This is a genomic window from Chloracidobacterium sp. (assembly GCA_016720705.1).
Lineage (GTDB): Bacteria > Acidobacteriota > Blastocatellia > Pyrinomonadales > Pyrinomonadaceae > OLB17.
In genome coordinates this window covers 143,683-156,779 of the sequence record JADKKB010000001.1, presented here as the reverse complement: position 1 = coordinate 156,779, position 13,097 = coordinate 143,683, and the positions used below count along the sequence as shown (strand labels likewise).

General features: G+C 50.9%; 16 protein-coding genes. 7 read left to right on the top strand and 9 right to left on the bottom strand.

All coding sequences use genetic code 11. From position 1 onward, the window contains the following. Positions 1–24: 24 nt before the first annotated feature. The 9 genes from IPQ00_00770 to IPQ00_00730 all read right to left on the bottom strand — a co-directional run bounded on the left by IPQ00_00770 (position 25) and on the right by IPQ00_00730 (position 8,499). Positions 25–1,305: a methyltransferase domain-containing protein gene (locus tag IPQ00_00770; protein MBL0239101.1), complete on the bottom strand. Its 1,281-nt coding sequence runs from the start codon at positions 1,303–1,305 to the stop codon at positions 25–27. A 21-nt stretch (positions 1,306–1,326) separates the two neighbouring features. Beyond that, positions 1,327–2,094 carry a hypothetical protein gene (locus IPQ00_00765; GenBank protein MBL0239100.1) on the bottom strand — a complete coding sequence of 256 codons (768 nt, stop codon included), beginning with the start codon at positions 2,092–2,094 and terminating at the stop codon, positions 1,327–1,329. Between the two features lie 8 nt (positions 2,095–2,102). Further along, positions 2,103–3,026: a methionyl-tRNA formyltransferase gene (locus IPQ00_00760; protein MBL0239099.1), complete on the bottom strand. Its 924-nt coding sequence runs from the start codon at positions 3,024–3,026 to the stop codon at positions 2,103–2,105. Next, the gene (locus IPQ00_00755; GenBank protein MBL0239098.1) at positions 3,023–4,639 is read right to left on the bottom strand and encodes an alkaline phosphatase; all 1,617 of its coding nucleotides are present in this window, start codon (positions 4,637–4,639) and stop codon (positions 3,023–3,025) included. The genes IPQ00_00760 and IPQ00_00755 overlap by 4 nt, the downstream gene beginning before the upstream one ends. An 84-nt stretch (positions 4,640–4,723) precedes the next feature. Next, positions 4,724–5,635 (bottom strand): hypothetical protein, encoded by a 912-nt coding sequence (locus IPQ00_00750; protein MBL0239097.1) that lies wholly within the window; start codon positions 5,633–5,635, stop codon positions 4,724–4,726. 32 nt (positions 5,636–5,667) lie between these two features. After that, a complete protein-coding gene (gene pruA / locus IPQ00_00745) occupies positions 5,668–7,239 on the bottom strand; it encodes an L-glutamate gamma-semialdehyde dehydrogenase (protein ID MBL0239096.1) in 1,572 nt (523 codons plus the stop codon). 14 nt (positions 7,240–7,253) lie between these two features. Then, entirely contained in the window at positions 7,254–7,478 is a 225-nt protein-coding gene (locus IPQ00_00740; protein MBL0239095.1) for a hypothetical protein, read from the bottom strand. Between the two features lies 1 nt (position 7,479). Then, the gene (gene def / locus IPQ00_00735; GenBank protein MBL0239094.1) at positions 7,480–8,001 is read right to left on the bottom strand and encodes a peptide deformylase; all 522 of its coding nucleotides are present in this window, start codon (positions 7,999–8,001) and stop codon (positions 7,480–7,482) included. Between the two features lie 9 nt (positions 8,002–8,010). Then, on the bottom strand, positions 8,011–8,499 hold the full coding sequence (locus tag IPQ00_00730; GenBank protein MBL0239093.1) for a heme-binding domain-containing protein: 489 nt from the start codon (positions 8,497–8,499) through the stop codon (positions 8,011–8,013). A 223-nt stretch (positions 8,500–8,722) separates the two neighbouring features. Between IPQ00_00730 and IPQ00_00725 the strand changes: the two genes are divergently transcribed. The 7 genes from IPQ00_00725 to IPQ00_00695 all read left to right on the top strand — a co-directional run bounded on the left by IPQ00_00725 (position 8,723) and on the right by IPQ00_00695 (position 12,977). After that, entirely contained in the window at positions 8,723–9,556 is an 834-nt protein-coding gene (locus tag IPQ00_00725; GenBank protein ID MBL0239092.1) for a sterol desaturase family protein, read from the top strand. Then, positions 9,546–10,277, top strand: coding sequence for a hypothetical protein (locus IPQ00_00720; protein MBL0239091.1), 732 nt, complete (start codon positions 9,546–9,548; stop codon positions 10,275–10,277). The genes IPQ00_00725 and IPQ00_00720 overlap by 11 nt, the downstream gene beginning before the upstream one ends. Before the next feature lie 17 nt (positions 10,278–10,294). Continuing rightward, positions 10,295–10,699, top strand: coding sequence for a cobalamin B12-binding domain-containing protein (locus IPQ00_00715; protein ID MBL0239090.1), 405 nt, complete (start codon positions 10,295–10,297; stop codon positions 10,697–10,699). A 58-nt stretch (positions 10,700–10,757) separates the two neighbouring features. Next, entirely contained in the window at positions 10,758–11,063 is a 306-nt protein-coding gene (locus tag IPQ00_00710; protein ID MBL0239089.1) for a hypothetical protein, read from the top strand. Positions 11,064–11,173: 110 nt separating this feature from the next. Further along, positions 11,174–12,541, top strand: a complete 1,368-nt coding sequence (locus IPQ00_00705; GenBank protein MBL0239088.1) for a DUF1446 domain-containing protein — start codon at positions 11,174–11,176, stop codon at positions 12,539–12,541. 41 nt (positions 12,542–12,582) lie between these two features. Next, complete coding sequence (locus IPQ00_00700) at positions 12,583–12,795, top strand: type II toxin-antitoxin system HicB family antitoxin (GenBank protein MBL0239087.1); 213 nt, start codon at positions 12,583–12,585, stop codon at positions 12,793–12,795. Further along, complete coding sequence (locus tag IPQ00_00695) at positions 12,792–12,977, top strand: type II toxin-antitoxin system HicA family toxin (GenBank protein MBL0239086.1); 186 nt, start codon at positions 12,792–12,794, stop codon at positions 12,975–12,977. The genes IPQ00_00700 and IPQ00_00695 overlap by 4 nt, the downstream gene beginning before the upstream one ends. Positions 12,978–13,097: the final 120 nt, after the last annotated feature.

Here is a 13,097-nt window from a genome sequence, read left to right as displayed (position 1 = left end):
GAACCGCACAAGCAAATACGAATCCTAGGGCGTCCTCGTCAGTTGTGCGATAAAAAAGCCATCCATATCATCTCGATCCGGAAATGTCCGGGCAAACCCCTCACTCGTTACAAACCGATCATCTACAGTAGGACGCGTAACTCCGAGTTCGGGCCGCAACCGCAATAGCCTATCGATAACATCTTCATTCTCGCCCCTCTCAATGGAGCACGTGGAATAGATAAGTCGTCCGCCTTTTTTCAATATTTTTGATGCATTAAGAGCTATCTTGAGTTGTTTCGAAGAATGTCTCAAAAAATCCGCCTCGTTCAATTTGTATCGAATTTCCGGATTATGCCTGATCGTACCGGTGCCACTGCACGGCGCATCGACAATGACCACATCGAATGTTGAGTCGGCAAATGGCAGTTCGACCTCTGCGTCGTATTGGCATAGTGTAATATCGACAACACCCTGATGCTCCAGATTCGACCTTAATGTTACCAACCTCGGCCACGAGACATCTCCCGCGACGACGAGACGATCGCTTGACACCGGCAGAGTACCGGTCTTGCTCCCGGGTGCGGCACAAATATCTATGATCGACTCACCGTCCGATGCCCTGACCGCGGAAGCGACCAGTTGCGATGCTTCATCCTGGAAATAGATCTCGCCCGCTCGTTCTAATTCCAACAACTGACCGCTAATCCCTGTTCCCATCCGGCAACCGCCAACGTGTCTCGATGGTCGCCCAACATCCTCAAGCTCAACGCCGCTTGATCGGGCGGTCCGTCGGAACGCTAGTGGCGGTTCGGCATTATTCGCCGCGGCTAGACTGAACGCTCGGTCTTGTCCTAATTCATTTACCCAGCGTTCGAGCAACCAACGGGGATGCGACGTTTCGACTGATACCCTATCGATCTCGTCAGCAAAGGCTATCTCAATGCTTTCGCGGGTGATACGGCGTAGTATGGCGTTTACAAATCCAGTCGCCGATGCTTTCTTCGCTTTGCGGACTAGCTCTACACTCTCATTTATAGCCGAAAATGCCGGAACACGGTCAAGGAACAATAGCTGATATGCACCGAGACGAAGAGCTACCCTAACTGCTCGATCCAACTTTTTCGCTCCCGCAAATTTGGCCATTAGTCGGTCGAGATAGATTTGCCGCCGAAGCGAACCGAGAACTAACTCGTGACAAAGCCCGCGATCTTTTTCGCTTAGTCCGGGCTCTACCGAGGCTAGTGCATCAGCAGAAAATGCCGTCCCGCTATCGATCGCAAAGAGGCAGTCGTAAGCCGCAATTCTGGAAGGTGATATCGCCATTTGGTCACAAGACAGCTACAATCATTTCCGCTCTCCCGGCGGTATCTGTGAAAGGTCAGGCTCGTTGCCCATTTTAAGCTGTTCATCCACCGTTCGACGTTCGTCAAAGACGAAGCACTCGCCCTCCCAAAGACTCTCGTCGGGACTCACGTCCTCAATGTACTTAAGGATCCCGCCTTCGAGCTGGTATATATTCTCAAAACCGATCTGTTTCATATACGGTGCAAATTTTTCGCAACGGATACCTCCGGTACAAAACATTGCAATGCTCTTATGTTTGACGGGATCAAGATGCTTAGCCACAAACTCGGGCAGGTCGCTGAACTTTTCCGTGTGCGGATTGATAGCTCCACGAAATGTACCGTTGCGATACTCATAGTCATTTCTCGTATCCAGGACGAGCGTTTCGCCATCAGTTATGATCGAGTTCCACTCATCAGGCGAAACGCGAGTTCCGACACCGAGAGCAAAGTCCACGGGTTGTTTGAGGGTTACGATCTCCGGTTTGATCTTAACGTCGATCTTTCTAAAAGGGATCGCGTCGTGAAACGACGACTTCACCTTCAGTGTTGTTTGAAGTATCGCTTCCGCTCGTGTTGTAAATTTGGCGATCGATCCGCGGCTACCACAAACCGTCGAGTTAAAGCCCTCTTCGGCAAGAATTATCGTTCCGAAAACGCCACATTCACCCATCACATCTCGCAGTTCATCGCGAATTTCCGTAAGCTCAGCCACGTCGGCCAGGCTTTTGAATTCGTAGAATGTGATTATTTGGTATTTGTGATCCATAGACACGCTTAGCCCAACCGATCACCGGCCTTCAGTTTTGAGCCGTTCAGAAAGTCTCGGACAGCAACCGGACGCTTGCCTTCAAGCTGTAATTCGCGGATCAAAAGTGCAGTTCCATCGCCGCATCCAATGACCAATTCATCTCCCGCGGCGACCAGCACAACGCCCGGTTCGCCGTTATACCCAACTCGAGATCCGGCACGCCTTATCGTCAATTTCAGCCCATTCAAGTACGTAAATGACGAAGGAAACGGCTGGAATCCACGTACGCGAGCGGCGATCGCATCCGACGGCATCGTCCACACAATGAGTCCGTCTGACTTTCGCATTATCGGAGCCTGGGTGGACCGGCTGTCGTCTTGCTCGACCGGAGTAATTGATCCTATTTCTCGAAGAGTCTCTAACAAAATTTCGGCACCAATATCCGCAAGTCGACCCATCAGTTCGATCGAGGTTTCCTCAGCACCGATCGCGGTCGACCTCTGCATTAAAATATCACCCGTGTCGAGACCGGAATCCATCTGCATCGTCGTCACACCGGTTTCGGTCTCACCATTCACGATCGCCCAGTTGACCGGGGCCGCTCCCCGATATTTTGGCAGCAACGAGAAATGAACATTGATCGCACCGAGTGGAAAGGCTGTTAGAAATGGCGTCGGCAATATTCGACCGTATGCGACGACAACGGCGACATCCGCATTGAGTGACCGAAACTCGTCAAATGCTTCGGGCGTCTTGAGCTTCACCGGTTGTTTTACCAGGAGGCCGAGTTCGAGTGCATACTCCTTTACCGGTGGAAACGATATCTTGTTTCCGCGCCCGGATGGGCGGTCGGGTTGCGTGTAAACGGCAACCACCTCGTGACCGTTTTCAATGGTGGCGGCGAGCGCGGTTACTGCCGCTTGCGGCGTCCCCATAAATACGACTCTCATTTTCGCGCTAGCCTCATCGCGTCAGCCATAACATAAAATGTCCAGTTCTCTTCCATCGAACCGCGGATCAAATGGGCATTAACGCCAGTCGCAAATATCGCCACGTCTTCTCCGCCGTGCGTCTCACCGGAAAGCGGTATCCCGGCCTCCTGCATATAATCTGGATCTAGTGTGTTAAATAGAGATAGGTCGGGCCGGCCACCGGTCAAAGGCGAAAATTTGGTTGAATCTCCGCAGCACTTCTTTGGCCCTTCGGCTTGTTTGGCCGTCGCTCCAAAATAGCCGCGGCCGTTGGCATAACTCAATGTCGTAAAGGGCATCCCAAGCGAATCAAGTTTGTAACGAGGTTCAGGTTGGCCATCATTTGCAATCTGCCGGACCAACCCTAGAATATTGTTGCCTCGAGCCGGATAGCCTTGAATGACGAGGGTGTGGCTGTGATCGGCGGTCACCACGATCAGTGTCTCGTCCAAATTGACCTTTGCGACAGCGGCTCTAACGGCATCCGAAAGTGCAACGGTGTCACTGAGTGCACGATATGCGTTGCCGTTATGATGACCGTGGTCGATCCGTCCGCCTTCAACCATCAGGAAGTAGCCCTTCTTATTGTTGGACAAAATGTCGATCGCCTTTGTAGTCATCTCAGTCAAAGACGGTTCACCCGCCCCATCCTTCGACCGATCATTCTCAAACTGCATATACGAAGGCTCAAACAGGGCCAAAACGTGCTTTGCAGAGCGAGTATCAAGGGATTTGAACTGTTCCTCATTCCAGATAAAACTGGAACCTTTGTACTTTGCCTGCCACTCCTTTGTCAGATCGCGGCCATCGCGGCGATCGCCGGTTCGACCCGGATATTCCGGGTCCGCAATAGTTTGTGCCAAAAATTTAGAACGCCCACCGCCAAATACGACATCGATGCCATCACCATAGGAAAAATCGAGCAGTTGGCGGGCAATATCCGGAAAGCCCGCATCATACGCTTTTCGATTACGACTGTAAATATCACTGTCAGATTCCCAATCACGATCCGCTGTATGGGCAAAACACGCTCCGGGAGTCGCGTGCGTAACGCGGGCGGTGGACACGACACCCGTTGAGCGTCCGCTCTCTTCCGCATATTCGAGCAGGGTTTTGGCTTCGTTGCCCTTAACAGTGGTGTGATCCGCGTGAACGATATTTTGGTTGACGGATAGAACCCCTTCATCGGTCTTAACGCCCGTAATGATCGCACTCATCGTCGGAGCCGAATCTGACGTTTGCTGATTGGTCCCGTACGTCTTAGACAACGCCGAAAACGGAAAGTTCTCGAAGCTCAAACGGTTTTCTTCGCCGCTTTCACCACGCTGTTGGCCCTCGAAGATCCGCGATGCGGTAAGCGTCGAGACGCCCATTCCATCACCGATGAAGAGAATTACGTTTTTAGCCTTTCCCGTCCGCGTCTTGACCGCCTTTGCTTGAGCGACGGCGGCCCATCCATCACGTCTCCACGTCTCGGCGGACTCTGGGCGCTTTGTCGGAAACAATGGTTGGACGGACTGTCCGATACCTGTCGATACTAGAGCAAACAAAATTACAGCGGCAGTTAGTCTTGAATTACGCAGTATTTTCATATTTGTGGACATAAAAAGGTGTTAAGTTCGACACTGAACTTAACACCTGGATTTCAAACGCGACAATTTAACCGGCGATCACTTTTAGAATCCGCAGTGATAATTGGAGAATTCATAGGCATTGACCCATTTACCGCCCTCCCGCTTGTATGCCGTAAACCCAGAGCCTTCGAACGACTGAACGTAGGTAAAGATCTCACCAACGCCGTCACCGTCATAGTCGAAAACATCTAACAAAACCTCGTGATAGACGCCCGAATCGACCGACTTTATGTCGCCGTTCATCGTTTCCTTTTGCGCGATCGATCGATAATCGCTATGGCCGATCACGTATTTTCCGTTCGAACCCTTTTCCGCGATCATAAAAACGATGGCCCGCGTCAACTTATCGATATCGATCCAGTAGGAACCTACCAATTCAGCCTTGCCATCGTTATTGACATCCAGTGCCGTGAGATTTTGAGACTTAAGTACCTTGGCGGTCAATTTATTTTTCGAATAAACAGACCGGACAAGAGCCTCGAATTCGGTGCGCTCGGCAGGTGTCGGCTTACGCCGAAAGCTTGCACCCTTGTTAACGACCGGCGCGTTGGTCCCCAAGGCCATCACCATTCCGCCAAGCTTTGCACTGGCTGGGGTCGTAGTGATCGTTGCCATATTTGGTGCACATTCCGCCGAGGCATCCGACGATTTGATCTTGACCGAGCCTGCATTAGCACCGCCAAAGATCAAATGGTATACGGTGCCGGGCTTGTAGTATGTCTTGTTGAAAGCCGCAATTATCCCGCTCTCGTCGCCACCGCTAACCGGTGCCTCGAGTTTGCCCTTGCTAACATAGGCGATTGGTTCGGCTGACTTGCCGTCATCCAACACAGCGAATATCAGCGACTTGACCGGCTTTACGGCGGGCTTCGCTCTTTGGGCATACGCCGTTGCCGAGATCCCTATGGCGATGATCACCATAGCGACAAGCAATATTGATCGAAATATTTTCATAGTTTGACTGTTTGGACTAAAAAGTATGCTGACTATATTTTGCGAGCGATCGATTTACCCTGCATAAACTGCAACAAATATTCACGGCCGCCGGCCTTAGAGTCCGTTCCGCTCATATTAAAACCACCGAATGGGTGAACTCCTACCAAAGCTCCCGTACATTTGCGGTTGAGGTAAAGATTTCCGACGTGAAAATCACGCTTGGCCTGTTCAAGCCGCTCCTCTGATGCGGTATAGACCGCTCCGGTGAGGCCAAATTCGGTATCATTAGCGATCTCGATCGCGTGATCGAAATCGCGTGCCTTGATCACCGCGAGCACAGGGGCAAATATCTCTTCTTGCTCTATCGTCGCTCCAGGGAGGACATCAGCGACGACCGTCGGTTGTATATAGAATCCGTTCGAGTCGTCACCGCGGCCGCCGGCAACGATCCGTCCGCCGTCCTCGACGCCCCTTTTAATGTAGCCCATTGTGCCGTCAAATGAACGCTTGTTGATAACTGCCGCAACATTAGTGTCGCCGGCGGTTGGCAATCCGACCTTTAGGTTTGCTGTCAATGCGACGATCTTTTCGAGCAACTCATCATGCACCTTTTCGTCAACGATCAGACGCGAACAAGCCGAACATTTTTGGCCCTGAAACCCAAATGCAGCAGAAACGACTCCTGCCGCAACTGCGTCGAGATCAGCCGCATCGTCTGCAACCACGATCGCATCCTTTCCGCCCATTTCCGCGACAACACGTTTGATCCATATCTGTCCAGGTCGGGTCTTGGCCGCCTCTTCGTTAATATGCAAGCCAACGCCCTTCGAACCTGTAAATGAGATAAAGCGTGTCTTTGGATGGGTAACCATCGCCTCGCCTGTTTTGGCACTGCCGCTGATGAAATTTACTACGCCCTTCGGCAATCCGACGTCGTCCAAGATCTCAACAAATTTTGCGGCGATCGTTGGCGAATCGGAAGACGGTTTTAGCACGACCGTATTTCCTGCCACAACCGCTGCCATTGTCATGCCGGCCATTATCGCAAGCGGGAAATTCCACGGCGGGATGATCGCGCCTACGCCGAGCGGAATGTAGCCAAATTCATTTTTTTCGCCGGCGTGCGGCGTCACTGGTTGCTCTTCCGACCATCGCAACATCTCGCGGCCGTAAAACTCACAGAAATCAATTGCTTCGGCCGTATCGCCGTCAGCCTCGGCCCACGTCTTGGACACCTCAAAGACCATCCAGGCTGACAGTTCGTGCTTACGCTGACGCATAAGATCTGCGGTCTTGAACAAATATTCCGCGCGCTCGGCGGCGGGCACATTTCGCCACGACAAAAAGGCTTCTGATGCCGCGTCGATCGCCTTTTGGACTAAAGTCGTATCGGTGTCACCCTCGGGAAATATCCCGACGACCTCCGCTTTCCGTGCCGGGTCATAGCTGTTGAACTTATGATCAAGCGTGATCTTTTCGCCGTTGATAACGATCGGGTATTCACGCCCAAGTTCGCTTCGGACCTTGTCGATCGCCGCGTTCATCAATTCCGCATTCACCGGATCGCTATAATCGGTAAACGGCTCGTTTCTAAATTCGTCTAAGCTTCGTTGTGTCTGCATAATCTTTGTATGATCTATCTATATTTCTGACGGTCGATCTCGTGCAGTTCCCACTCGTCGAGCAGTTCGGGCCGCACCGGCTTCTCTTCGTTTTGCCAACTAAGCACAAATCGCGGCTGCTGAGAGTCGCTCGAGTGCTTAACGTAACTAAGTATTAGAACCCAACCTTTCTGAAGGTAAAGATTGAGTTCGCGTATCGAACCGACCTCGGTGGTCAGTTTTGTATCTTCGATAGCCATCCTATTTCCAATCGCCTGATTTCTGTAATCTCTTTATTCTACGCTTTGCGAGTTCTCGTTTCAATGCGGTCATCCGATCTAAGAATACGATCCCGTCACAATGATCGGTCTCGTGCAGAACGCAGCGTGCCGCGAGATCTGTAACATCGACCTCGAATTGCTCTCCGCGGACATCCGAGGCTCGTGCGATCACCCGCATTTCGCGGCGAACCACCTGATAAAGCCCGGGAAACGACAAACAACCCTCGTCACCCAACTGTTCGCCCTCAACGCGAATGATCTCGGGATTGATCAGCGCGTGCTTTACCCGTGAACCGTCCGGCATTGGCGTGTCCATTACGAATAACCGCTTGGAGACTCCCACCTGAGGTGCTGCCAATCCGACACCACCCGCCTCGTCCATTGTCTCGAACATATCGGAGACAAGCTTTTCGAGGTCAGGGCCAAATTCGTCCGGGCGAACCGCATCTCCCATCGTCAGGAGCACCTGCTCGGGATAATGTACTATAGTCAACGTCGACATTACTTAAACCTATGCCGGCGGAAGTGCCGCGATCCGTTCATCCAACTTCGCCTTTTCGGCCTTTGACCAGTCGCATAGCAACTTGCCCTCAGCTTCTGACAGCGCCGCTTCACCGTGGATCCATAAAAATGATGGTAGCGGCATCTCCTTTTTCTCGATCTGCTCACAGACCTCTTCGAGCTTATGTGCCTGCTTTTTCAGCGTGTAAGTCGCAAACGTGCTGAAGTTTATCTTCTGTCGGCCTTCGTCGATATGATCCTTCAGAAACCACCCGCTTGGCTGAATATTGGCATACCACGGATACTTGGTCGAATGCGAGTGGCAATCGGCACAGGAACGCTCAAGTACTGCCCTGACGTCGCTCTGTACCGCAACCGCTGAATAGATAGTTTCGCCCTCGACCGTTGGCGGGTTTATCTTACTGATCTGAAAGAACTGAATAACTATCAATCCCGCCACCAGTACAATTAAGATTAACTTCAGAACCTTTTTTATCATAAGTTACCGGAGACTAACGTCGTTAGCGTTAATTCAAATGATATGCATAGAGATCGCACAATCTTCTTTAAGCTATGATGCTACTATAAATGCAGCGTTGGATAAAATTTAGTAACGTTTGATCGGAAATACGTATTTCGCGACTCACGACATTTGGTACCCGGTAGCAATCGAAGGTGCGATTGCGTAATGCAGATCCAGACCGTAGAGTAAGATTAATTTGATGCTGAGGCCAACCGTAATTGCCATACCGTTTTTCGCGATTCTGATCGCCATCGAAGCGTGGTACGCCAGTCGACACGGGTCCGATGAGTTTCGGGACCGCAGAGATACCTGGACGAACATCTTCCTCGGCTTTATGAGCGTTGTTTTCGGCGCGATATTCGGGCTTGCGACAGGATTTATATACATATATGCCTATGAACTCGCTCCATATAAATTCCCGGCCGATGCTTGGTGGAGTTGGGTAGCTCTGTTTTTCGTTGATGACCTGGCATATTACGTCTTTCACCGCGTAAGTCACGAATCAAGATTGTTTTGGAATTTTCACGTAGTCCATCACTCGAGCCAACACTACAATCTGAGCGTCGCCGTTAGGCAAAGTTGGTTTAGCGGGATGCTGCATTGGGTCTTTTACGCTCCGTTAATGCTTCTCGGCTTTGCACCTTGGATGTTTGCCACGATGCACGGCTTTAATCTGATCTATCAATTTTGGATCCACACACGTTTTATCGACCGATTAGGATGGTTTGAGAAGGTTCTTAACACGCCCTCGCATCATCGAGTCCACCACGGCGTCAAACCGCAATACCTTGACAAGAATTACGGCGGCGTGCTGATCGTCTGGGATCGCCTCTTCGGTTCCTTTGTCGGCGAAGAGGAGCAGCCAACATATGGAATAACTAAACAGCTTGGAAGTTATAACGCTTTATGGATCAACACGCACGGTTGGTTTGAAATGTTTAGAACTATGAAGGAAAGGCGCGGAATCGCCGCAAAGCTTAGATGTATATTTGCCTCTCCGGATATGAGCCAACCGCAACTCTATGAAACGTAAAATAATCCTTGTTTGTATTTGCATACTCGCCTTGACGATCTTTTCATCGGCCCAGAGCGTGGTCATCACGAAAAAGGCCGTGACGTACAAACGCCCAAAACCGAACAGCGAGTACAAACATACTTTTGTCGTCAACTATCCAAAAGTGAAAGCCTCCACACCATCAATTTCAAAATTGATCGAGGCCGCGATCAGCTATGAGAAAGTTTTTGATATGAAACTCTCGGAGGAAATGGGTGAGTATCAATGGCTCGAGGTCGCCGATTATGAAATTGGATACAACAAAAATGGAATTTTGAGTATCTCGTTGTTCATGGAGGGGAGCGCTGCATATCCGGACAGTTCGAGAAGATTTGTGGTCATCGACACCAAAACCGGAAAAAGAGTGACCCCCGCCGCGGCATTTACGAACGCTATTGCCCTGCTCAAAATGGTAATAAAAGCCAAAGACCAGGAAGTCGCACAGGCTATTAGTGATCTCAAAAAGGATCCGGAGAATGCGGACGCTCCACTAGATGATATGTTCAGAGACTCGGAGCAATACAACAAAGTCAGTCTCAATGAGTTTTCGATCAGCGATCGAGGAGTGACATTTCATCACAATTACGGCTTTGCCCACGTTGCAAAGGCACTGGAACCTAACGGCGAATTTATGTTCACTTGGGCCCAGCTAAAACCATTTATTAAATCAGGCGGTTTGCTCAGTCGAATCGCTCGTTGATATCTTATTAGTAACTTATGTCGGAAAGAAAGATCAGAGTATTGGTCGCCAAACCGGGCCTTGATGGCCACGATCGTGGAGCGAAGGTCATCGCCAGGGCTCTGCGTGATGCGGGAATGGAGGTCATCTATACCGGACTTAGGCAAACGCCTGAGATGATAGCGACAGCGGCGATTCAGGAAGACGTCGATGCCGTCGGCATTTCGATCTTGAGTGGTGCCCATAATACGCTTTGCCCGCGGATCGTCAACCTTTTGCGGGCCGGTGGAATGGACGACACACTGGTACTTGTGGGCGGGATCGTTCCGAATGAGGATATTGTGACTTTGAAGGAAATGGGAGTTTCCGAAGTATTCTTGCCCGGCACTTCTACCGAAGATATCGTTAAGTTTATTAACGAGAATGTCAGAACGGAGGGCTAGAGCCCTAAACGTTCGTTTTTACAAATCACCATTAATTTGGGTCAAAGGGAGTACATTAATGAAAAATAAGCTAGGTGCTGCGATATTTGCGGCGATGATGATTTTGGGGATTGTGTTTATAGGTGACGCGGTATCGTCAAATAGCCCGTTTTCAGCGCAGGCTCAAGTCGTTACGGTAAAACGTAAAAAGAAGGTCGGCATCACGCGCCGCGTATATCGCGGTGGTAAATGGGTCACCGTAAAGACTTGGAAAGGCGGTAAATGGGTCGCACACAAAACTAAACGCGGAACCAAATACGTCTTTCACAAATCAAAGCGCGGAGTCAAAAAGGGATATCGCGTCACAAAGCGAGTGGTCTATTAATAGCAACTCGCCGCCTGAATGACGGCGCGGTTCGATTATCGGCGGTCAACCTGTTCATTTTCGGATGGACTTGTTGACCGTCTTTCTATTTTGTTTTCTAATTGTTAGATATGAAGGAAATTGTACGAGTTGCCGGTGGACAGGGATTTTGGGGCGATCTGTTGACCGCTCCGGTCGATCAGGTGCGAAATGGGCCGATCGATTACTTGATGCTCGACTATCTGGCCGAGGTTACGATGTCGATCGTCCAAAAGCAGAAGCTGCGCGATCCCAAGGCGGGTTTCGCTCGCGATTTTGTGACGCTGATGCAGGAGATCTTGCCGGATTGCGTTGAAAAGAACATCAAAGTCCTATCGAATGCCGGCGGCGTGAACGTCGAGGGCTGTGCTGCAGCCATCTGCGAAGTCGCCCGCGGACTTGGGCTTACCGGCAAAGTGAAGATCGGCGTGATCACGGGCGATGACGTTCTTGGTCGCCTCGATCAGTGGATCGCAGATGGTATCGAGATCAATTCAATGGACGACGGCACTCCACTCACCGCGATCCGCGACAAGGTTCAGTCGGCCAACGTCTATCTCGGAGCAGAAGCTCTAGTCGAGGCTCTTGGCCGTGGCGCTAACATCGTGGTAGGTGGCCGTTTGACTGATACGGGCCTGACGCTCGCTCCGCTAATGCACGAATTTGGGTGGAGTTTTGACAATTGGGATCTCGTTTCGGCAGGGACCATCGCCGGACATATCATCGAATGTGGAGCACAATCCTCCGGCGGCAATTGTCAATATGATTGGCAGTCGATCCCGGATATGGCAAACGTCGGTTTCCCGATCGTCGAGGCCTCGCCCGACGGCAGTTTTATCGTCACCAAGCACGAAGGCACGGGCGGCCGCGTAAATATTCAATCCGTAAAAGAACAGTTGCTCTACGAAATGGGTGACCCGCACGAATACATCACGCCCGACGTCGTCGCGGATTTTGCGTCAATCAATCTCGAAGACGCCGGCGAGAATAAGGTTCGCGTATTCGGCATAACCGGACATCCGAAAACTGATTTCTACAAGGTTTCCATTGCTTATTCGGACGGTTACAAATCCGTCGGCACGCTCGTCTATTCGTGGCCGGACGCCTACCAGAAGGCTCAAGCGGCAGATAAAATACTTCGCGAACGATTAGATCATCTCGGGCTGAAGTTTGACCTCATACTAACCGAATACGTTGGTGTAAGTGCCACCCACGGACACCTTGCCGGAGAGCCTTCGCCGGATATCCCGGAGGTTCAACTCCGAGTTGCGGTTCGCGGGCCGAACAAGGCTGATGTCGAACGCTTTACCAAAGAGATCGCTCCACTCATCTTGACCGGACCGCCTTCGGTCACAGGATTTGCCGGCGGTCGCCCAAAGGTCGAAGAGATCATGGCGTATTTCCCGGCACTGATTCCGAAGTCGCTGATCCAGACAAAAGTCGAGATCGTCGAGGCGTAATTGATGTAGACACGAAAATTCATTCAATATAATATTTGAGTATGAAAAACGAATACACGGCCGTCGTAAAACAGGACGGTGATTGGTGGATTGGTTGGATCGAAGAAGTTCCGGGTGTAAATTGTCAGGAAGCCACTCGCGAAGAGCTTTTGGAAACTCTCCGCGTCACCCTCGCCGAAGCACTCGAATTCAATCGCGAAGATGCGCGTCGTATGGCCGGTGTTGGTTTTGAAGAAGCTCTGATCGCAGCATGAAGCGACGCGATCTTATTAAACATCTTCACAAACACGGCTGCGAATTGCTTCGCGAAGGCGGCAGTCATTCGTGGTGGATCAACATTTCGCAAAATCGACGCTCGGCCGTCCCACGACATAGCGAAGTTAACGATAAACTGATCCTAAAGCTATGCAAGGATCTGGGAATACCCAAACCATGAGACGCCGCCGCCCAAAGGTCGAAGAGATCATGGCCTACTTCCCGGCTCTCATACCAAAGTCTTTGCTTACAACAAAAGTCGATATCGTCGAGGCATAAAGGGATTGTAATATTGTAGCCA